General features: G+C 66.4%; 22 protein-coding genes, 1 pseudogene and 1 riboswitch. Of the genes and pseudogenes, 14 read left to right on the top strand and 9 right to left on the bottom strand.

Annotation, left to right across the window (positions count from 1 at the left end; translation table 11 throughout):
• Positions 1-4 precede the first annotated feature (4 nt).
• From AC5P7X_RS16605 to pnuC, 5 genes are all read left to right on the top strand, one after another.
• On the top strand, positions 5-643 hold the full coding sequence (locus AC5P7X_RS16605; RefSeq protein ID WP_005420808.1) for a response regulator: 639 nt from the start codon (positions 5-7) through the stop codon (positions 641-643).
• 449 nt (positions 644-1092) lie between these two features.
• Positions 1093-1485 (top strand): glycine zipper 2TM domain-containing protein, encoded by a 393-nt coding sequence (locus tag AC5P7X_RS16600; protein ID WP_053497758.1) that lies wholly within the window; start codon positions 1093-1095, stop codon positions 1483-1485.
• Positions 1486-1613: 128 nt separating this feature from the next.
• A complete protein-coding gene (locus AC5P7X_RS16595) occupies positions 1614-2738 on the top strand; it encodes a phosphotransferase enzyme family protein (protein ID WP_495215175.1) in 1125 nt (374 codons plus the stop codon).
• Positions 2739-2836: 98 nt separating this feature from the next.
• Positions 2837-2932, top strand: a riboswitch (TPP riboswitch).
• A 69-nt stretch (positions 2933-3001) separates the two neighbouring features.
• Complete coding sequence (locus AC5P7X_RS16590) at positions 3002-5191, top strand: TonB-dependent receptor (RefSeq protein ID WP_495215174.1); 2190 nt, start codon at positions 3002-3004, stop codon at positions 5189-5191.
• 8 nt (positions 5192-5199) lie between these two features.
• Positions 5200-5772, top strand: a complete 573-nt coding sequence (pnuC, locus tag AC5P7X_RS16585; protein ID WP_346607766.1) for a nicotinamide riboside transporter PnuC — start codon at positions 5200-5202, stop codon at positions 5770-5772.
• Between the two features lie 96 nt (positions 5773-5868).
• Here the strand turns inward: pnuC and AC5P7X_RS16580 are convergent, their stop codons facing one another.
• The 4 genes from AC5P7X_RS16580 to AC5P7X_RS16565 form a co-directional block, all read right to left on the bottom strand.
• Positions 5869-6285, bottom strand: coding sequence for a hypothetical protein (locus tag AC5P7X_RS16580; RefSeq protein ID WP_495215172.1), 417 nt, complete (start codon positions 6283-6285; stop codon positions 5869-5871).
• An 86-nt stretch (positions 6286-6371) separates the two neighbouring features.
• Complete coding sequence (locus AC5P7X_RS16575) at positions 6372-7346, bottom strand: Dyp-type peroxidase (RefSeq protein WP_495215171.1); 975 nt, start codon at positions 7344-7346, stop codon at positions 6372-6374.
• A 254-nt stretch (positions 7347-7600) separates the two neighbouring features.
• Positions 7601-7909 (bottom strand): YecR family lipoprotein, encoded by a 309-nt coding sequence (gene yecR / locus AC5P7X_RS16570; protein ID WP_495215170.1) that lies wholly within the window; start codon positions 7907-7909, stop codon positions 7601-7603.
• A 209-nt stretch (positions 7910-8118) separates the two neighbouring features.
• Positions 8119-8694, bottom strand: a complete 576-nt coding sequence (locus AC5P7X_RS16565; RefSeq protein WP_053497769.1) for an OmpO family porin — start codon at positions 8692-8694, stop codon at positions 8119-8121.
• Positions 8695-8855: 161 nt separating this feature from the next.
• On the opposite strand from AC5P7X_RS16565, the gene AC5P7X_RS16560 reads away from it, so the two are divergent.
• The 3 genes from AC5P7X_RS16560 to AC5P7X_RS16550 all read left to right on the top strand — a co-directional run bounded on the left by AC5P7X_RS16560 (position 8856) and on the right by AC5P7X_RS16550 (position 11181).
• Positions 8856-9851: a DUF2268 domain-containing putative Zn-dependent protease gene (locus tag AC5P7X_RS16560; RefSeq protein WP_495215168.1), complete on the top strand. Its 996-nt coding sequence runs from the start codon at positions 8856-8858 to the stop codon at positions 9849-9851.
• Between the two features lie 212 nt (positions 9852-10063).
• Complete coding sequence (locus AC5P7X_RS16555) at positions 10064-10336, top strand: hypothetical protein (RefSeq protein ID WP_005420910.1); 273 nt, start codon at positions 10064-10066, stop codon at positions 10334-10336.
• Between the two features lie 158 nt (positions 10337-10494).
• Positions 10495-11181 (top strand): L,D-transpeptidase, encoded by a 687-nt coding sequence (locus AC5P7X_RS16550; protein WP_053497771.1) that lies wholly within the window; start codon positions 10495-10497, stop codon positions 11179-11181.
• A 15-nt stretch (positions 11182-11196) separates the two neighbouring features.
• Here the strand turns inward: AC5P7X_RS16550 and arsH are convergent, their stop codons facing one another.
• Positions 11197-11925 (bottom strand): arsenical resistance protein ArsH, encoded by a 729-nt coding sequence (gene arsH / locus AC5P7X_RS16545; protein ID WP_495215167.1) that lies wholly within the window; start codon positions 11923-11925, stop codon positions 11197-11199.
• A 17-nt stretch (positions 11926-11942) separates the two neighbouring features.
• Between arsH and AC5P7X_RS16540 the strand changes: the two genes are divergently transcribed.
• The 5 genes and pseudogenes from AC5P7X_RS16540 (at position 11943) to AC5P7X_RS16520 (ending at position 15142) form a co-directional block, all read left to right on the top strand.
• Entirely contained in the window at positions 11943-12272 is a 330-nt protein-coding gene (locus AC5P7X_RS16540; RefSeq protein ID WP_495215165.1) for an ArsR/SmtB family transcription factor, read from the top strand.
• Between the two features lies 1 nt (position 12273).
• Positions 12274-12693: pseudogene (gene arsN2 / locus AC5P7X_RS16535) on the top strand (arsenic resistance N-acetyltransferase ArsN2); the annotation flags it as partial.
• A 36-nt stretch (positions 12694-12729) separates the two neighbouring features.
• The gene (locus AC5P7X_RS16530; RefSeq protein ID WP_495215186.1) at positions 12730-13233 is read left to right on the top strand and encodes an arsenate reductase ArsC; all 504 of its coding nucleotides are present in this window, start codon (positions 12730-12732) and stop codon (positions 13231-13233) included.
• Positions 13234-13246: 13 nt separating this feature from the next.
• Complete coding sequence (arsB, locus tag AC5P7X_RS16525) at positions 13247-14278, top strand: ACR3 family arsenite efflux transporter (protein WP_495215164.1); 1032 nt, start codon at positions 13247-13249, stop codon at positions 14276-14278.
• A 489-nt stretch (positions 14279-14767) separates the two neighbouring features.
• Positions 14768-15142, top strand: a complete 375-nt coding sequence (locus AC5P7X_RS16520) for a hypothetical protein (protein WP_495215185.1) — start codon at positions 14768-14770, stop codon at positions 15140-15142.
• Between the two features lie 13 nt (positions 15143-15155).
• On the opposite strand, the gene AC5P7X_RS16515 is transcribed toward AC5P7X_RS16520, so the two are convergent.
• On the bottom strand, positions 15156-15830 hold the full coding sequence (locus AC5P7X_RS16515) for an Ivy family c-type lysozyme inhibitor (RefSeq protein WP_495215162.1): 675 nt from the start codon (positions 15828-15830) through the stop codon (positions 15156-15158).
• Positions 15831-15966: 136 nt separating this feature from the next.
• Between AC5P7X_RS16515 and AC5P7X_RS16510 the strand changes: the two genes are divergently transcribed.
• Positions 15967-16422, top strand: a complete 456-nt coding sequence (locus AC5P7X_RS16510; RefSeq protein WP_346607761.1) for a YybH family protein — start codon at positions 15967-15969, stop codon at positions 16420-16422.
• A 143-nt stretch (positions 16423-16565) separates the two neighbouring features.
• Here the strand turns inward: AC5P7X_RS16510 and AC5P7X_RS16505 are convergent, their stop codons facing one another.
• The 3 genes from AC5P7X_RS16505 to AC5P7X_RS16495 form a co-directional block, all read right to left on the bottom strand.
• Positions 16566-17591, bottom strand: a complete 1026-nt coding sequence (locus AC5P7X_RS16505; protein ID WP_053497785.1) for an NAD(P)H-dependent glycerol-3-phosphate dehydrogenase — start codon at positions 17589-17591, stop codon at positions 16566-16568.
• 20 nt (positions 17592-17611) lie between these two features.
• Positions 17612-18130, bottom strand: a complete 519-nt coding sequence (secB, locus tag AC5P7X_RS16500) for a protein-export chaperone SecB (protein WP_005407596.1) — start codon at positions 18128-18130, stop codon at positions 17612-17614.
• A 99-nt stretch (positions 18131-18229) separates the two neighbouring features.
• Positions 18230-18667 (bottom strand): rhodanese-like domain-containing protein, encoded by a 438-nt coding sequence (locus AC5P7X_RS16495; protein WP_053497787.1) that lies wholly within the window; start codon positions 18665-18667, stop codon positions 18230-18232.
• Between the last annotated feature and the right edge of the window lie 2 nt (positions 18668-18669).

Genomic DNA, 18669 nt, shown 5'->3' with positions numbered 1-18669 from the left:
GAGCATGAGCTTGCGCATCATCATCGCAGACGATCACCCCGTGGTCCGTATCGGTACCCGCGCCGTCATCGAGTCGAGCGGCGTCGGCCGCGTGGTCGGCGAGGCCGACAGCGCGCAGGCGCTGATGACCCTGCTCGCCAGCCAGCCCTGTGACCTGCTGGTCACCGACTACTCCATGCCGGGCAGCCCGCAGGCCGACGGCTTCGCCATGATCGGCATGATCCGCCGCCGCCATCCCGACCTGCCGGTGCTGATGCTCAGCGTCTCCAGCAACCTGGCGATCCTGCGCATGGTGCTCGACAGCGGCGTGCTCGGCCTGGTCGACAAGAGTTCGTCGATGGACGAACTGCCACAGGCCATCCAGTCGGTCTATCGCGGCCAGCCCTACATCAGCCGCAGCCTGCGCGAGCGGGTGGAAGCGGCCGGCAGCTGGCGCATGCGCGAGGGCGACGGCAAGCCGCTGTCCCCGCGCGAGGTGGAGGTGCTGCGCTTGCTCGGCACCGGCATGACGGTAAAGGAGATTTCGCTGCTGCTGCACAAGAGCGTCAGCACCATCAGCCGGCAGAAGGGCGATGCGATGCTCAAGCTGGGGCTGAAGGGCGATGCCGAATTGTTCGACTATCTGCGTGACGGGAAAATCTGAGACGCGATTCACATAATAGCCCCGGCAATAATGCGAGGTCGAAGGAGTCGACCGGCGCATGTCCAGCCGCCAGCCGCGTCACCGTGGAGACGCGGGCCGCCAGTTCGCCGCGGTGCGGTGCAGAGCGCGCCTGACGTGCTGCGGCCGCAGCAGGTGACCCCGCAGGAGCAGGCGCGGCAGGCCCAGAAAGCGATGGGCGTCGGACATGCCAACGCCTTGGCAGAGAAGGGAGGGGCCACCTCCGCTGCCCTTTCCCTTTCCGCCAGCTGAGCGGCCGCAGCCGCTTTCAGCCTTGCTTCATGCCGCCTGCCGCTAGATGAATGCGCAAGCCGCTCGGTGCACCAGGCAATGTTCCGGCAATGTTGGAACGCCAGCGTGGACATCACGGCAGCCGGGGCGCCCCGCGCCCTCCCTGCCCAGCGTGGCATGCACCTCACAGGAGAACGAACATGCTCAGTACTTCCACACTCAGCTTCCGTGGTCTGGCGATGGCTCTGGCGCTGGTTGCCGGTGTCGCCGTGGTCAGCGATGCCAGCGCGATGTCGAGGAAGGACAAGCGCACCCTGGTCGGCGCCGTGGTCGGTGGCGTGGCCGGCAACCTGCTCTCCAACGGCGACCCTGCGGCCACCGTGGGCGGTGCCGTGGCTGGTGGCGCAATCGGCAATCTGACCACCTCCGACCGCCGCGACCGTCGCTATTACGACAATCGCTACGACCGCCGTTACGATCGTGGCTACTACCGCAGCGGCTACTACAATCGTGGCGACGACCGCCGCTGGCAGCGCGAGCGTTACTACGACAACCGCTACTACCACGACCGCGGTCGCCATCGCGGCTGGTAAGCGGCACGGCGGCGTTACCCTGCCGATGGCAGAAACGGGCGGGTCGATGACCCGCCCGTTTGCGTTGGCCGCGCGCATGGCGTTGAATGCGCAGCCTTGGATGTGACTTTCCCCTCTCGGGCTGCGGCATGACGTCTACCTCCCACCGCGTGCAGGGCCTCAACAACGACGAGGTCGCTGCCGACTGGCCACCGATCAGCGCGGCGGACATCGCGTGGTTGCGGCGGTGCTATCCGCAGCTGGACAGCGGCAGCCAACCGCGCTGGCACAGCCCGCGACCGCTGTCGGCTGCCGCCATCGTCGATGGCACGCGCGGCGCGGTGTTCATCAAGCGCCATCACCACAGCGTGCGCAACGCGGCCTGCCTGGAAGAAGAACACCGCTTCATCGCCCATCTCGACGCTGCTGGCGTGCCGGTGACGCAGGTGCTGGCAGCGACCGATGGTCACACCGCGGTCGAACACGGTGACTGGACGTTTGAACTGCACGACGTCGGCGCAGGCGATGACCTGTACCGCGACGCGGTGTCGTGGTCGCTGCTGACCGATGTCGCGCAGGCCCACGAAGCCGGACGCGCACTCGCGCAGCTGCACCGCGCCGCCGCCAGCTACCACGCGCCCCAGCGCAGCACCCATCTGCTGGTGGCGCGCGACGACCTGATCCGCGCCGACGATCCGATCGCCGCAATCAAGGCAGGTCTGCACGCGCGCCCCGGCCTGGCCCGCTATCTCGCGCGCATTCCGTGGGAAGCACAGCTGCGGCGTGACGTGCTGCCGTGGCACACGGGACTGGCCGAGCGCCTGCGCGACGAACCACGGCTGTGGGCGCACAACGACTGGCATGTCTCCAACCTGCTGTGGCGCGACGGGCAGGTCAGCACCGTGCTGGATTTCGGCCTGGCCTCGCCCACCAGTGCACTGTTCGACCTGGCTACCGCAATCGAGCGCAACGCCGTGGCATGGCTGGAGCTGGAGCGCGGCATGGAGGCGGTGCGCATCGATATCGCGCTGGCGTTGCTCGATGGCTACCGCCAGGTGCTGCCGCTGTCGGCGGCACGCGTGCACCTGCTGGCCGACCTGCTGCCGATGGTGCATTTCGACTTCGCGCTGTCCGAAGTGGAGTATTTCGAGGGCGTCACCGGCTCGACCGCCAATGCCGATGTGGCGTGGCAGCCCTTCATGCTCGGCCATCCGGCGTGGTTCCATACCGCCCCGGGGCAGGCACTGCTGCAGGCCCTGCACGCCGCCGCGTGATCCGGTTGACGCAGCGTTGGGGTCAGATCCCTTTCCGCAGGAAAGGGATCTGACCCTGGGTGGCGCTCGCAAATCCGTACCATTTGTAGTGAAATGGTCACCTGAAGCGGGGGTGCCTGGATCTGCCAGGCTGAGAGAGTCCCTTGGAACCTGATCCGGTTTGCACCGGCGTAGGGAGCTTTGAGCCGCAGCCCCCCCCCGTCATGGGCCGGTGCACCTGCGCGCCGTCGCTTCGTCTCCCTTGTTGTCCGAAGACGAACCGAATGAACCGCTGCCTGCGCCCCACCCTGCTCTCCCTCGCACTCTGCGCCGCGCTGCCGCTGCACGCCAGCGAGGCCGAAGCGTCCCCCGATGCGGCTGCCACCGGCGCCGAGCGCTCGCCGACCGAACTGGCGGCGGTGCGCGTGCAGGCCGGCAAACCGAAGGACGATACCTCGCGCGTGAATGCCTTCGGAGGCGGCAGCTGGAAGGACACGCCCGCGTCGATGAACGTGCTCGAGCGCGATTACCTCGACCGCCGCCAGGTACGTTCGCTGTCCGAGCTGGCCAGCAACGATGCCTCGCTGGGTGATGCCTACGCGCCGGTGGGCTACTACCAGAACATCGCCATCCGCGGCTTCGCACTGGACGCGGCCACCGGCTACCGCTTCAACGGGCTGTCCATCGCCGGCGAACAACGCCTGGCGCTGGAGAACGTGCAGTCGGTGGAGATCCTCAAGGGTGAAGCCGGCCTGGCGGCAGGCGTCATGGCGCCGGGCGGGATCATCAATTACATCGGCAAGCGCCCGGCGGAAGTGCGCACCGCCACGCTCGGCACCGATTCGGAAGGCTCGCGCTACGTTGCCGTCGATGTCGGCCACTGGATCACCCCGCGCTTCGGCGTGCGCCTGAATGCCGCATGGGATTCCAGCCATTCCTACGTCGAGCACGCCGATGGCCGCCGCAACTTCTACTCGCTGGCCGCCGACTGGCTGATCGGCGAGCGCGGCAAGCTGGAAGTGGATGCCAACTACCAGACCAGCTCGCAGCGCTCGGTGTCCGGCTACCAGCTGCTGGGCGCGCGTGACCTGCCGCGCGGTGTCGACCGCGAGCATCTGCTCGGCTACCAGCCGTGGCAGCGCCCGGTGGATATCGCCAGCACCAACATCACCGCGCTGCATACCTACGACTTCAACGACGCCTGGCAATCACGTGTATCGGTGGGCCATAGCCGTTCGGTGATCGATGACAACGTCGCCTTCGCCTACGGTTGCTACTACGCCGCGCAATGTGCCAATGGCAGCGTGCCGGGCAACTACTTCGCACCCAACGGCGACTACGACGTCTACGACTACCGCAGCCCGGACGATACCCGCCGCAACCAGCAGGCCCGTGCCGAGCTGCGTGGCCGCTTCGAGACCGGCAGCGTCGGCCACCAGCTGACCGTCGGCGCCGACTACTTCCGCCGCACCGTGGACAAGCGCCCGAGCGTCAACGAGTACGTCGGTACCAGCAACATCCACGAGGCACCGGTGCCGGTGTTCGCGCCATCGCCGAAGATGCCGGGCCCATCCGCACGACGCCTGGACAGCCGCCAGACCGCGTTCTTCGCGCTGGACCGGATGAGCTTCGGTGATGACTGGCAGTGGCTGGCCGGTGGCCGCTTCGTGCGCCTGGACGAGCGTGCCTACGACAAGCGTGGCACCCCGCAGCGGCACAGCCGCCTGTCCCGGTTCCTGCCGCAGACCGCGCTGGTGTGGAGGGCTACCGACCAGCTCAACGCCTATGCCAGCTATGTGCGCGGCATTTCGCTGGGCCAGGAAGCGCCGTTCTGGACCAGCAATGCCGATACCTTCCTGCCGTCGGTGCAGTCGCGGCAGCTGGAAGTGGGCGTGAAGTACGTGCCGGTCGAGGCGCTGACGCTGGGCGCAGCCGTGTTCCGCATCTCGCAGCCGTACCAGTACGCCAAGCCCGACAGCAGCGACGTCGGCTACACCTTCGTCGAGGAAGGCACGCAGACCCACACCGGCCTGGAGCTGACCGCCAACGGCCAGCTGACGGATGCATTGCAGATCGTGGCCAGTGCCAGCGTGCTGCAGGCGCGCGCGCGCGACACCGGCACGCCGGCCTATGAAGGCCATCAGCTGGTGAACGTGCCGAAGGTACGGGCCAGCGTGCACGTGGCCTACGCGCTGCCGTTCGTGCAGGGCCTGGACGTGACCGGCGGCTGGCGCTATGCCGGTTCCAACGTGGCACGTGCCGACGGCGGCGTGCGCGCACCGGACTACTCGGTGTTCGATGCTGGCCTGCGCTTCCAGCATCGCCTGCACGAGCGTGCGGTGACCTGGAACCTGTCGGTGGACAACGTGTTCAACCGCTTCTACTGGCGCGATACCGGCAGCAGCGGCGGTGACTACTACCTGTTCCCCGGCGCACCGCGACAGGCCCGCCTGTCGGTGACGTTCGCGCTGTGAGCGGCGTGATGCTGGAGTGGACCGCCGCACTGTTCAGTGTGCTCGGCGTCTGGCTGATGGCCCGGCGCCGGCTGGCGGCTTGGCCGGTGGGCCTGCTGTCGGTCACGCTGTATGGCCTGGTGTTCGCCGAGGCCAAGCTGTACTCGGATACGCTGCTGCAGGTCGCCTTCGGTGGCTTCCTGGTATATGGCTGGCTCAACTGGCGCCAGCACGCCGCCGATGAGGGCAGCATCCGCATCGTGCCGCTGGCGCGCGGCAAGCTCTTGCGTGACCTGGCCATCGGCCTGTGCGGCGGCGTGATGCTGGGCGCCGGGATGCACACCTTCACCGATGCCGCGCTGCCGTGGCTGGACGCGATGCTGACCGCACTGAGCCTGGTCGGCCAGTGGTGGCAGGCACGCCGCCACGTCGCCTGCTGGTGGGTATGGATCGCCGTGGACGTGGTCTATGTGGGTGCGTACCTGTTCAAGTCGCTGCATGTGACCGCCGCGCTGTACGTGTTCTTCCTCGGCCTGGCCGTGTTCGGCCTGCGCGCATGGAGCGCGGCCGCACGCGAACCGCAGGTGGCGCCGGATCGTTGATGCGGATGGCCGGGCTGTGCGCTGGCCATCCACAGTAGAGCCACGCCATGCGTGGCTGAAGGGTCACCGGTAGGCCCATCCACGCATGGCGTGGATCTACCGGTCAAGCACCAGGCCTAGTCGCAGCGGTTGGCGCATGTCGGCCGGCGGAGCCGCCTGCAACGGCGCGGCCTGCAGCGTCGCGCGCAGGTCGGCGTCGACCCGGGCGTCACCCAGGCTGTCGAATTCCAGTTTCGAGATATGGCCATCCGCCGCGATCCACACGCTCACCGGCAGCGGCGTGGGCGTGTCCGGGTGTGCCTGCAGCCATTCCAGCACGCGCTGCGCCTGCGGGTCCTGCTCCTGCTGCAGGCGCTGCTGCAGCTGGCCACCCACGGCGGTGGCGTAGGCCATCCAGTGTGCGGGAGCCTCCTGCGCGGAAACGCTGGCACTCCCCAGTGCCAATGCCCCGAACAACGCGGCAAGTGGCCGCCACCAGCGGCGTACGCCGGTCCTGTTCCCTGCCATGACCATCGCCAGCCTCCTGCACTCCCATCCAGCGCGCCATGGTCGGCGCCATAGATGACAGGCGGATGGCGGGCCGTGATGGCCCGGCGCGATCACTCGCCCAGGTCGGCCAGCACCTTGCGCGACGGCGCGAAGAAGGTCACGCCGGTGGTGGCGGTGGAGAAGTCGAGGATGCGGTCGTGCAGCGGCGCGGGATTGCCGATGAACATGCGCTCGAGCATCTTCTCGATCACCCACAGGCGACGCGTGTAGCCGATGAAGTAGGTGCCGTACTCGCCACGGCCCGGGTTGGCGAACGGCATGTTGTCACGCAGGATTTCGTGCTCGCCATCGGCGTCTTCGATGGTGCACAGCGTCTTGTGCGACTTCTGCGCATCGGCCGGCGCATCGTCCAGCTCGATGTTGTCGTGCTTGGTACGGCCGATGATCGCTTCCTGCGCCTCGGTCTTCTGCGCGCGCCAGGCATCGAGGTTGTGCAGGTACTTCTGCACCACCACGTAGCTGCCGCCGGCATGTTCGGGGTCTTCATCGCCAACAATGGTGGCTTCCGGCAGCGACAGTCCTTCCGGGTTGGCGGTGCCGTCGACGAAGTCGAGCAGGTCGCGGCCATCGAAGTAGCGGAAGCCGGCCACGTCATCGACCGTCTCGACCGCATCACCGAAGGCCATCAGCAGGTTACGCTCGAACGCCACGATCAGGTCCATGGTGCGTGCGCGGATGTGATACAGCAGGTCGCCCGGCGTGGACACGGCCGTGTGGGTCGCGCCCTTGATCTCGCGGAACGGCTTCAGCTCGCGCGGCGGCGTGGTGCCCACCAGCGGCTGCCACACGCGATGACCGATGGCCACGTTGCAGGTGAAAGTGCGCTCGATCTCGCGGATGGCGGTGTTCTTGATCAGATCATCGGTGCTGGCCAGCACCTCCCGCGCCTTGGCGATCGACGCCTCGTCGTCCTTCACCTTCAGCACCAGGAACGCCGCCGAATGGGTCAGTGGCGCGGTGATCTGCTGCGGCTCGTTGTCGAGCGTGTGATTGAGAGCGGTGATCTGGGCGGGCTGGGAATTCACGGCAGTTCCTGCTGGCTTGAGGCGGGTGCATCGTCAATGGCGACGTGCCGGGATCATAGCGGAACCGCCTGACCGGGGACGGAGCGGTTCTCGTTCCGTCCAGCGCGCAGCACCGTGCATTCCTGCGCTACATGGAACTGCTGCGGCCCACTCCGGGCGATACGCTGGCAGCGACCGCTTGGCAGACCGCGTTCGCGCAGCCAGTCGAACACCTCGTCGGGGCACCCCCATGCCCTGCGGCAAACGACACGACGTCACTGTGAAACCGCGGCACTGCACTGCAAGGGCATGGTGAACTGCCACCGCTTGCACTTGCCGAAACGGCTGCGCCCATCGCACGCACGCTCGATCTCACCGTTCAGTTCGGCAGCGGGAAGGCCCCAGGTTGCACACTGGCGCGTTGCGGTCTGTTCGGCCGCCTGCCGGTTGGCTGGTGTCAGTTCGGGCGTCTTGCTCACCAGGGTCAGCACAACCCCGCCTTCCGAACGGTTGGCGCCTTTCAGATTCCATTCGGCGCTCGAACGCGCCTGCGCCGTTCCCAGCAGCAGCAGCAGTGCTGCCACAGCAGTGATCGCCTTCATCTTCATCATGTCCCTTGATCGTGATTGCGCTGGAATCCGCCGCGCCAGGCTCTGCAGGACCGCCCTGCGGCCCTGCACTCTACCGGATGCACAGAAAAGAAGAAGCCCGGCGCGAGGCCGGGCTTCGGTTGGCGTGTGGGAGAGAGAGAGAGTCACACGCCAGCACAACACGCTCTAACGACAGGCGTTTGTTACCAGGTGAAGCGCGGGCCCACGAACCACTCGCGGTCGCCGGCCTTGGCCAGCTTCACTTCGCCACTCAGGCCCCAGTTCTGGTTGAACTTGGCGGTGGCGCCGACGCGGCCGTAGAACTCGCCGTCCGGGTTGATACCGTGCTTCTTGGCGTAGTCCTCGTAGCCGGCCATCACGTAGCCTTCCACGTACGGGTTGAACGCGGTACGCACGCCGACTTCGGTCGAGTAGCCGTTGAAGTCCAGGCCGTGCTTCATGTCGAACTTCTGGTACGCGACACGGGCCACCAGGTCGGTGTTCGGTGCGATGCCGTAGTTGTAGCCGGCACCGATGCGCCACTGGTCGACGTCGTTCTTGAACTTGTCGGTCTCCTGCGCGCTGTAGTCGCCGAAGATGTGGAAGTTCGGGTGCACCGCCACGGAACCCTTCACCTTCCAGCCATCGGCGTCGCCGCCCTTGGCATCGGTGTTCACATAGCCGCCTTCAACGTAGTTGTACGACAGGCCATCGGTTGCCGATGCAGCGAACGGCAGGGCAGCCAGAAGACCCAGGGCGAGCAGCGAATTCTTGTTCATCGGGACACACCTTTAATTATTTTGGTTTCGTCGGCCGCCTCCCGGGAGGGGGAGAGAGAGGAGGCGGTCGACAGGTGTGAATTATCCGTTAGGGGGTCTAATCGACCCTGAATATTGAACTGACTGGTGTATAAATAAGGCTGGCGTTCAGGGAACTCCTCATGCCGCACGCATCCATCGCGTCACTGCTGTTTCCGCTTCATGCCCGGTGCACAGTGCGGGCTTTGCTGCTCTTCGCCCTGCCGATGATGCTGCAGGTAGCCAACGCAGCCGAGCGTACCCGCCCTTCCGGGCGCATCGTGATTCAGACCGACGATGTCGCGCGCTTCTTCAGCGTGCTGGATGCAAGCGGAGGGAAGCCAAGTGCCGACGATCTGCAGCGCGGCTATCTGCATGCGGGTACGGATGCACTACGCAGCTTCACTGACAGCCGTATCGGCTCGATGGATCGTCTTGCCGATGCGATCCAGCACAAACCTGCGCTGTTTGCCAAAGCCCGTACCTGTGCGACGGCGCTGCCGGAGATCCGCGAGCGGGTTGCCAAGGCACTCGATCGGTTGGGCACGCTGCTTCCCTCCGCACGTTTTCCGCCGGTCACCGTGCTGGTGGGTCGGGGAAACAGCGGCGGTGTCACCACGCCCGACGGCGTGGCGATCGGACTGGAGGCGCTGTGCAACGCCGACTGGATGCAGCCCGACATCGGCGATCGTTTCGTGCACCTGATCGCCCATGAGTACGTGCACGTGCAGCAGCCCGGTGCGAGCGTCGATGTCGCGCAGCCCACCCTGCTCTATCAGACGTTGCTTGAAGGCGGCGCCGAGTACGTGGGCGAACTGATCTCGGGGCAACCGGCCAACGCGCATCTGCGTCGTTGGACGCAGGGCCGCGAATGCGCCCTGGAACGCCAGTTCGCCCGGGACAGCGCCGGTACTGATCTGACGCAATGGCTCTACAACGGAGCCGGCGACGAAACGCGCCGCGGCGATCTTGGCTACTGGATCGGCTACCGCATTGCCGCTGACTACGTTGCCCGCGCCGATGATAAAGCCGGTGCCGTCGCCACGCTGCTAGCGGTGCGTCCGGAAAGTGCGCCGGCACTGATTGCCGCAAGTGAATGGCGCCCGGCGTGTGGGCCAGTGGAAAACGGGAAGGAATGAGGCCGTCTTCAGGCTGATGAATTGGGCGATTCGAGCAACCACAAGGCCATCGCCTCTGTGCACATCAGCTCGCCTGATCTCACTCGTTAAGCTTTGCTGATGAATACATTTCACAATCCTTCCACGTCTTCCAATTTCAGCTGAAAGCGCTTGTCAGCGTGGGGAACAAACGCCGCTATATTCCAGCTTCCCCAGACGAAGGAGGGAGTGCAATGAACCTGAACCCGCAACACATGAAGACAGCCCGCGCACTTGCTGTCGCGCTCATCGCCACCGTGAGCCTTGGCGCTTGTGCCACCTACAAGGACGAGTTCGCAACCATCAACTCGCGCCTCGATCAGCTCGATGTAAAGGTGCAGGGCGCTGCACAGAGTGCCGAGTCCGCCAACCAGTCGGCACAGCAGGCCAACCAGCGCCTGGACCAGATCGAAGGCCGCGTGCAGCAGCTTGAAAGGGCACCCGTCGGACGCAAGCCGCGCGGCTGATCGCTCCCTCACTGTTTGAATTGATCCACCTGTGTATCGGGAACCAGTGGCCCTCGCCGGCCACTGGCGTCCTTCCACCTCAGATCTGCATTGCCAGGAGCCGTCCCATTCGTACCTCCTCCTCCCCTGCACACCGCGCCCTGCACGCCACTCTGGCCGTGGCACTGGCCGTTGCATGCAGCGGCGTAGCCAACGCCAGGGACAAGGACGCACCCGCACCACCGGCGGCCGCCGTTGATGAACTTCCGCCCGACCAGAGCGTCTCCGAAACAGTGATCGAGCTGGCCGGCTGGGTGGTCGCCAGCAAGGACAATCAGGGTTATCCGTTCGCGATCATGGACAAGGCCGCCGCGCAGGTCCTGGTCTTCGGCGGCGACGGCAAGCTGCGCGGCGCCGCGCCGGCACTGTTCGGTTCGGCCATCGGCGATCATTCCGCACCCGGCGTCGCCAAGCTTGCCCTGAGCGCGATTCCCGGCCACGACCGCACCACGCCTGCGGGCCGCTTCATTGGCGCCTATGGCCCCTCCGACGATGCCGGGCGCGTGCTGTGGGTGGACTACGATTCCGCCGTGTCGATGCATCCGCTGCCACCGGGCAGCCCGAAGGAAAAGCGCGCCGAACGACTGGCGACGCCGACGCCGGACGACAACCGCGTCACCCACGGCTGCATCAACGTTTCGCCCGGCTTCTACGAGCAGATCGTGCAATCCACGTTCCAGAAGGGCGGTGTGTTCTACATCCTGCCGGACAAGGATTCGATCGCAAAGACCTTCCCCGCGTTCGCGCAGAGCCGTGGCGATGCAAAGGACGAGAACAGCAAGGGCGCGCAGCGCGCGAGCAGGTAGCGCGCGTGCTGGAACTCAGGAAGCCGTAGCCCCTGCAGCCCGCGCCAATGCTGCGGCGTGCGCGTCGCCCTTGCGCTCGCTGTAGCGGTCCACCAGGTAGTCCGACCGGCCCCGCGTCAGCAGCGTGAACTTCACCAGTTCTTCCATCACGTCCACCACCCGATCGTAGTACGGCGAGGGTTTCATCCGGCCGTCGTCATCGAATTCCTGCCAGGCCTTGGCCACCGACGACTGGTTGGGGATGGTCAGCATGCGCATCCAGCGGCCGAGCACGCGCAACGTGTTGACGGTGTTGAACGACTGCGAGCCGCCGCTCACCTGCATCACCGCCAGCGTCCTGCCCTGCGTCGGCCGCACGCTGCCATCTTCCAGCGGCAACCAGTCGATCTGGTTCTTGAACACGCCGGTGACCGTGCCATGCCGCTCGGGGCTGACCCAGACCTGCCCTTCCGACCACTGTGACCATTCGCGCAGTCGCTGCACTTCGGGGTGATTCCTGTCCACGCTGTCCAGCATCGGCAGCGCATGCGGATCGAACACCCGGGTTTCGCACCCCAGGTGGCGCAGCAGCCGCTCGGCTTCCAGCGCCAGCTTGCGGCTGAACGACTGGGGCCGCAGCGAGCCGTAGAGCAGGAGAATGCGTGGCGGCCCCAGATCTGCCGCGGCGAGCTGGTGATGATTGGGCTGGGGCAATGACGATTCCACCAGGTTGGGCAGGTCCAGGCTTGTGATTGGCTTATTCATTCGATTATTCTAGAAATATGGAAACATCGAATGCAATCGCTGCCCTGACCGCCCTCGGCCATGCCACCCGTCTGGCTGCCTTCCGGCTGCTGGTGGAGGCCGGCCCGGCAGGGCGCATGGCGGGCGACATCGCCACGGCCCTGCAGGTGCCTCCAGCCACGCTCAGCTTCCACCTGAAGGAGCTGGTGCAGGCCGGGCTGGTGGAGAGCGAGAGCCAAGGCCGCCACGTCTGCTACCGCGCCAACTTCGATGCGATGAACGGCTTGATCCAGTACCTGACGCACAACTGCTGCGCGGGCTCCCTGGATGAACGGTGCGCGGTGAGCGAACCGGCATGCAGGTGCTGAGATGAAACCCGACCCGGTGATTCGTGCAGGCACGCGCGACGACCTGTGCTCCATCCGCGACCTTCTGCAGCAGGCGCAGTTGCCCGTGGCCGATCTGGAAAGCAGCGAGGTGGCGTTTCTCGTCGCAGACCTCGACGGCGTTCCCGTGGGTGCCGTTGGATTGCAGATCTTCGGCGCGTCGGCCCTGCTTCGCTCGCTGGTGGTGTCCGACGACCGACGCAATACCGGCCTTGGGCGCGCGTTGCTGTCAGCGGCCGAGGACATGGCCCGCCGCATGCAGGTCAGGGAACTGGTGCTGCTGACAACGTCGGCAGGCCCATGGTTCGCGCGGCACGGCTATGCCGGATGCGATCGCGCGCAGATAGCGGAGGCGATCCGCAGCTCTGCCGAGTTCACTAGTCTCTGCCCGGCCAGCGCGCTGTGCATGTCCAAGCCACTCACTGACCACGGAAGCCACATGACCCGCAATGTCCTGTTCCTCTGCACCGGCAACAGCGCGCGCAGCGTGCTGGCTGAAGCCACCCTGCGGGCCTGGGGCGGCGATCGCTTCACCGCCTTCAGTGCCGGCAGCCAGCCTACCGGTCAGGTCAATCCATTCGCGCTCGCCCAGTTGCAGGCCGAAGAAATGCCCGTTGAAGGTCTGCGCAGCAAGTCGTGGGATGAGTTCGTGGATGCGGCCCCGATGGATCTGGTGATCACCGTGTGTGACGCGGCCGCTGCCGAAGCCTGCCCCGTGGTGTTCGGTGACTTCATCCGCAGCCACTGGGGCCTGCCTGATCCGGCCGCCGTAGCAGGCAGCGATGCCGACAAGGCCGCAGCCTTCGCTTTGGCCCATGCCATCGTGAAAACGCGCCTGCGTGCGCTGCTCGCACTGCCCGAATCGGCGTGGTCCGAACGCGAAACGCTGCAGCACGCGCTGGACCGGATCGGCCAGTTGCTGCCGACCGACGGCGCGCAGTGACGGCGCCATTGCCATGAACCTGTTCGAGCGACACCTGACGCTGTGGGTTGGGCTGTGCATTGCGATGGGCACGCTGCTGGGCCACGTCCTGCCCGGTGCTTTCGCGGCGCTGGCCTCCGCCGAAGTGGCCAAGGTCAACCTGCCGGTTGCGGTGCTGATCTGGCTGATGATCATCCCGATGCTGCTGAAGGTCGACTTCACTGCGATGCGCCAGTTGCAGCAGCACTGGAAAGGCATCGGCGTCACGTTGTTCATCAACTGGGCGGTCAAGCCGTTCTCGATGGCGCTGCTGGGCTGGCTGTTCCTGCGCCATGCCTTCGCCGACTGGTTGCCGCCGGGGCAGATCGACAGCTATATCGCCGGGTTGATCCTGCTGGCGGCCGCGCCCTGCACCGCCATGGTGTTCGTGTGGAGCAACCTGTGCCGTGGCGATGCGAATTTCACCCTGAGCCAGGTGGCGTTGAACGACGCGATCATGGTGGTTGCCTATGCGCCGGTGGTTGCACTGCTGCTGGGCCTGTCGGCGATCACCGTGCCGTGGGACACCCTGCTGTTGTCGGTTGGCCTCTACATCGTGGTGCCCGTGCTGGTGGCCGCGTTGCTTCGGCGCTGGATGCTTTCGCGCAGCGGCGAGACGGGGCTGCAGCGTGCGCTTCGACGGCTGGGCCCGCTATCGCTGTCCGCCCTGCTGCTGACGCTGGTGCTGCTGTTCGGGTTCCAGGGCCAGCAGATCGTGAAGCAACCGCTGGTGATCGCGCTGATTGCCGTGCCGATCCTGATCCAGGTCTATTTCACTTCGGGCCTGGCCTACCTGCTCAACCGCCGCCTGGGCGTGGCACATTGCGTGGCCGGCCCGTCAGCACTGATTGGCGCCAGCAACTTCTTCGAACTGGCGGTGGCCACCGCGGTGGGACTGTTCGGCGTGCATTCGGGGGCGGCGCTGGCGACGGTGGTGGGCGTGCTGATCGAGGTGCCGGTCATGCTGTCCGTGGTGCGGATCGTGAACCGTACTCAAGCCTGGTACGAGAGACGCGAAGAGCACTGACACACCGGAGTGCGCCGAAGTCGATTTGCGTTCTTCGCCCCGCACTGTCGTCATCGGCCTGGTGGGGTGCCCGTACGCCACGTCATCAACTTCGACCCATGTCGCATATTCCCCATGCTGCTACGGACGTTGCGGCACCTGCGTCTGCGACGGCTTAACAGCATGCAAAAATGCCAAAAGCGTCTTTGATCCAGCGTTGAATGCAACTCTTCTGATTGGCGTTGCGCAGCGACGGCGGTACAGATGGTGGGCCGCCGGAAAATGGGTGGCCGGGCCTCGAAAACCCGTCAGATCACGAACGTTGTTTGCGCTTGCCAGCCGGCGTCACCCCGCGTGGCGCCGGCTGGCATTCCGTCTGCCGGCTATGGCGGGCGGAGCGTGGAGGCCTTGCGCCTGCCGGTCTTGTTCGTGATCTCCCGGTTTTCGAGCCACGTCTCCGCCCGCCACCTCTATGTGGCGGTTACCGTCTGTCCTGCACGGAGCACTGCCATGACCTCACCGGACTTCCCCCGCCTGCATCCGCATCGCTCGTCCGCCACTGGCGGTAAGCCCTCAGAGCACGCGGCTGCGACCGACCCGAACGCCTTCATCGCCACGCTTCACCGCATCGGCAAAGGCGCGGCCGCCGATGGCCAACCCTGGCCGGAGCGTCACCAGATGCCGGGCCGTTGCATGGCGCTGGCCGATGCGGACTGCGCACTGGCCGGCCAGCGTGTGACGCTGGAGCTGCTGCTGGCGGCCGAACGCGTGCGCCAGAACGGCACGGAGGCCGAGTACGTGGGCGACCGGGTGATGGAAGGGCTGATCATGGCGTGCCTGACGATGAACGCACAGGCCAGCGCGCGTATGCAGCCGGACGGGTGACGCCGGCGCCACATCACTCGCAGAGCGCGCTGTCTTCCTTCAACGCGGCATTCTGCAGTGGCTGGCGCTGTTCGATCTGCTCACGTTGTTCCGCCGTCGGCTCGCCCAGCCACCACACACGGCAGCGCGCGGTAAGACGGCCGACCATCTTCGACTGGTCGGGCGAATACAGCATCGCCAACGCGGTGCCGGGGCAGTCGTGGGCCTGGCAGGCGGTGTAGAACCACCACGGCTCGCCCTGCAGCACCAGCAGCTCGCCAGGGCCGCTGGGTCCGCTCAGCAGGCGCTTGCGCAGCGACGGCATATCCTTGTCGGTGGATTCGGCGTCCTGCGTGCCCTTCATCAGCGCATCGAACGCGGCCAGCACCTTCGGGTCCTTGCGGCCGCAGTCGTCCACGGTACTGCCGCCGACCAGGGTGAAGAAGTGGGTCGCCAGCGGATTGTCCGCGCAGGTCAGTTCGCCGCCGGCGCCCGGGCCTTCCGGTTCGCCCTCGCTGTCCCACACCGCGGGGTCCACGCTGTCTTCGATGGACGGCACGCTTTCGACCACGGTGGCTGTGGCGGCCGGTGTTTCGGTGGCCGGCGCGGGCGCTGCCGCAGACGCGGCCTCGGCCGCCTTCTCCGGTGCCTGTCCGCAGGCTGCCAGCAGCGCGGCCATCATCGCCATCCCTGTGATTCGCATCTTCATCGCGTGTCCTTGTCTGATCTGCGCTGCATCCACCGAATCGGCGGCCGCGTGATTCTAACCAGCGGCGCGCTAGGATGCGTCTGAAGCCTTCCCATCATCGCCAGGGCCTGGACGCATGCGCCGCACACGACTCGCCATGATCTTCTGCAGTGTCCTGCTGCTGGCATCGCCGGCAATTGCCCACGATGCAGAAAACGCGAAGCCTGCGCAGCCTCTCCCGGACGCAGCCCTGCCCGCACCGCTGGACCGTGTGCTGCGCAACTACGAGCAGGCGTGGCGCGGGGGTGATGCCAGGGCACTGGCTGCGCTCTTCGCTGAGGATGGCTTTGTGCTGCAGAGCAACCAGCCACCCGTGCGCGGGCGCACTGCGATCGAGGCTGCATATGCCGGACAGGGCGGCAGTCCGTTGCGGTTGCGTGCCTTGGCGTATGCGGTGGAAGGGAACACCGGTTACATCATCGGTGCGTACAGCTACGGCAACAACGTGGGCGATACCGGCAAGTTCACGCTCACGCTGAAGCGTGAGGGGAATGGGCCGTGGATGATTTTCTCGGACATGGACAACGGCAACGCACCGCCCCGCGCGCGCTGATGGTTTCCGCCGGGCATGGCCCGGCGCTACCGGGCGCCAACCAAGGTTGGCCGCTACCAGAAGGGGGTTCCGTCGTAGATCCACGCCATGCGTGGATGGGCCGCGCACAAAAAAACCCCGGCACGTAGCCGGGGTTTTTCGATTCACTTGAACAGCGTGTCCGGATACTCCGGTTTCTGTTCCCGCGCCAGCAGTGCGCGCAAGCCTTCTTCCGGGGTCTGCTCGCCATGCAGCACGGCACGCACACCGTCGGAGATCGGCAGGTCGATGCCATGACGGCGCGCCTGTCGCATCACTTCGTCGGCGGTCTGCACCGACTCGACCACCTGGCCGATTTCGCGCACAGCGTCCTGCAGCGTCTGGCCACGGCCCAGGGCCAGGCCCAGGCGGCGGTTGCGCGACAGGTCGCCGGTGCAGGTCAGCACCAGATCGCCCAGGCCGGCCAGGCCCATCAGCGTTTCCGGCTTGGCGCCGATCGCAGCGGCCAGGCGCAGCATTTCGTTGAGGCCGCGGGTGATCAGGCCGGCACGGGCGTTGAGGCCCAACTGCATGCCATCGGCCACGCCGGTGGCCACCGCCAGCACGTTCTTCATCGCGCCGCCCAGCTCGGCACCGACCATGTCGTCGCCGGTGTAGGCGCGGAACGCCGGGCCATGCATCGCCTCGGCCACCGCCTGCGCGAACTCGGGCACGTCGCCGTGCACGGTGATCGCGGTCGGCAAGCCCTGGGTGACTTCCTTGGCGAACGACGGCCCGGTGACGACGGCCAGCGGCACATCCTCACCCAGCACTTCGCGCGCCACTTCATGCAGGAAACGGCCCGAACCGGGTTCGAAGCCCTTGGTGGCCCAGGCCACGCCGGCACCGGCCGGTCGCAGCGGCGCCAGCGCACGCACGGTCTCGCCGAACGCGTGCGACGGCGTCACCACCAGGATCCAGGCCGCGCCCTGCACCGCCGACGCCAGATCGGTGGTGGCACGCAGGCTGTCCGGCAGCGGGATGCCCGGCAGGTAGCGCGGGTTCTCGTGGCGCTGGTCGATGGCCTCGACCACGGCCGCGTCGCGCCCCCACAGCACGGTCGGGTGACCGTGCCGTGCGAGCAGGCTGGCCAGGGCGGTTCCCCAGGAACCGGCGCCCAGCACGGCGATCTTGTCAGCGGGAGTGCTCATCCGTGACGTCGCGACAGGAATCAGGCGTTGCCGGCCGGCTCGGAGTCAGCCAGCGACGGTGCGTCGCCCTGCTCCTGGCGCTGGCGCAGGGTTTCTGCGTACAGGCCTTCGAAGTTGATCGGCTGCAGGAAGAACGGCGGGAAGCCGCCGGCCTGGATCAGGTCGCTGATCAGCTGGCGCACGTACGGGAACAGGATGTTCGGGCACTGGGTGCCGAGCAGCACGTCGATCGACTGCGGGTCCAGGCCGACCAGGCCGAACACGCCGGCCTGCTTCACTTCGGCCACGTAGGCGGTGCGCTCACCGGCCTGGCAGGTCAGGGTCACGGCCAGCACGACTTCGAAGGCGTTCTCACCCAGGCGCTGCACCTGCTGGTTCAGGTTCAGCTGCAGCTCCGGCTGCACCTGGTCATTGAAGATGGTCGGTGCGTTCGGCGACTCGAAGGAGACGTCCTTGACGTAGATCTTCTCGACGGTGAAAGCGGGGCCGGTAGCGGCATCGACCGGCGCAGCGGCGCCGTTGGTGATCTCTTCGGACATTTCCAGTAACTCCAATGAATGCAATGAAAACGATGGTCGAATTACTGCGATGGGGGCGGCATCAGGCCCATACAAGGCCGGATCCGCCACCTGCGGCAATCAGTTGCGGCCCTTGACCAGCGGCAGCTCGGCCTGCTGCCAGGCGGGAATGCCGCCGTCGAGCACGTAGACCTTCTCGAAACCGGCCTTCTTCAGCGCCTTGGCGGCGGTTTCCGAAGCGTTGCCGCTGCGGCACACCAGCACCACCGGCGACTGCTTGGCATTGGCCACCAGCTTGTTTTCCGGGCCGAAGGCACTGGCCTGGGCATTGCGGCTGCCGGCAATGTGGCCCTTCTCGAAGTCACCGCTGGCCGACAGGTCGACCACCACCGTGCCGCCCGCGTTCATCAGCTGGGTCAGTTCGGCGGGCTTGATGCCCTTGAAGCCCCGGAACAGGCGGCGGATCTCGGTGACGATGATGGCCACGGTCAGGCCGACCAGGGCCGCGGACAGCATCGGGTTTCGGCCTGCAAAGGCCAGCAACTCTTCGTAATTCACTC

Source organism: Stenotrophomonas sp. YJH_SMC_53, from assembly GCF_059369995.1.
This window is presented reverse-complemented; position numbering and strand designations above follow the sequence as displayed.

Coding starts and splice junctions, on each gene's coding strand:
- AC5P7X_RS16605 (WP_005420808.1), top strand. CDS start 5: ATGAGCTTGCGCATCATCATCGCAGACGATCACCCCGTGGTCCGTATC.
- AC5P7X_RS16600 (WP_053497758.1), top strand. CDS start 1,093: ATGCTCAGTACTTCCACACTCAGCTTCCGTGGTCTGGCGATGGCTCTG.
- AC5P7X_RS16595 (WP_495215175.1), top strand. CDS start 1,614: ATGACGTCTACCTCCCACCGCGTGCAGGGCCTCAACAACGACGAGGTC.
- AC5P7X_RS16590 (WP_495215174.1), top strand. CDS start 3,002: ATGAACCGCTGCCTGCGCCCCACCCTGCTCTCCCTCGCACTCTGCGCC.
- pnuC (WP_346607766.1), top strand. CDS start 5,200: ATGCTGGAGTGGACCGCCGCACTGTTCAGTGTGCTCGGCGTCTGGCTG.
- AC5P7X_RS16580 (WP_495215172.1), bottom strand. CDS start 6,285: ATGGTCATGGCAGGGAACAGGACCGGCGTACGCCGCTGGTGGCGGCCA.
- AC5P7X_RS16565 (WP_053497769.1), bottom strand. CDS start 8,694: ATGAACAAGAATTCGCTGCTCGCCCTGGGTCTTCTGGCTGCCCTGCCG.
- AC5P7X_RS16560 (WP_495215168.1), top strand. CDS start 8,856: ATGCCGCACGCATCCATCGCGTCACTGCTGTTTCCGCTTCATGCCCGG.
- AC5P7X_RS16555 (WP_005420910.1), top strand. CDS start 10,064: ATGAACCTGAACCCGCAACACATGAAGACAGCCCGCGCACTTGCTGTC.
- arsH (WP_495215167.1), bottom strand. CDS start 11,925: ATGAATAAGCCAATCACAAGCCTGGACCTGCCCAACCTGGTGGAATCG.
- AC5P7X_RS16540 (WP_495215165.1), top strand. CDS start 11,943: ATGGAAACATCGAATGCAATCGCTGCCCTGACCGCCCTCGGCCATGCC.
- AC5P7X_RS16530 (WP_495215186.1), top strand. CDS start 12,730: ATGACCCGCAATGTCCTGTTCCTCTGCACCGGCAACAGCGCGCGCAGC.
- arsB (WP_495215164.1), top strand. CDS start 13,247: ATGAACCTGTTCGAGCGACACCTGACGCTGTGGGTTGGGCTGTGCATT.
- AC5P7X_RS16520 (WP_495215185.1), top strand. CDS start 14,768: ATGACCTCACCGGACTTCCCCCGCCTGCATCCGCATCGCTCGTCCGCC.
- AC5P7X_RS16515 (WP_495215162.1), bottom strand. CDS start 15,830: ATGAAGATGCGAATCACAGGGATGGCGATGATGGCCGCGCTGCTGGCA.
- AC5P7X_RS16510 (WP_346607761.1), top strand. CDS start 15,967: ATGATCTTCTGCAGTGTCCTGCTGCTGGCATCGCCGGCAATTGCCCAC.
- AC5P7X_RS16505 (WP_053497785.1), bottom strand. CDS start 17,591: ATGAGCACTCCCGCTGACAAGATCGCCGTGCTGGGCGCCGGTTCCTGG.
- secB (WP_005407596.1), bottom strand. CDS start 18,130: ATGTCCGAAGAGATCACCAACGGCGCCGCTGCGCCGGTCGATGCCGCT.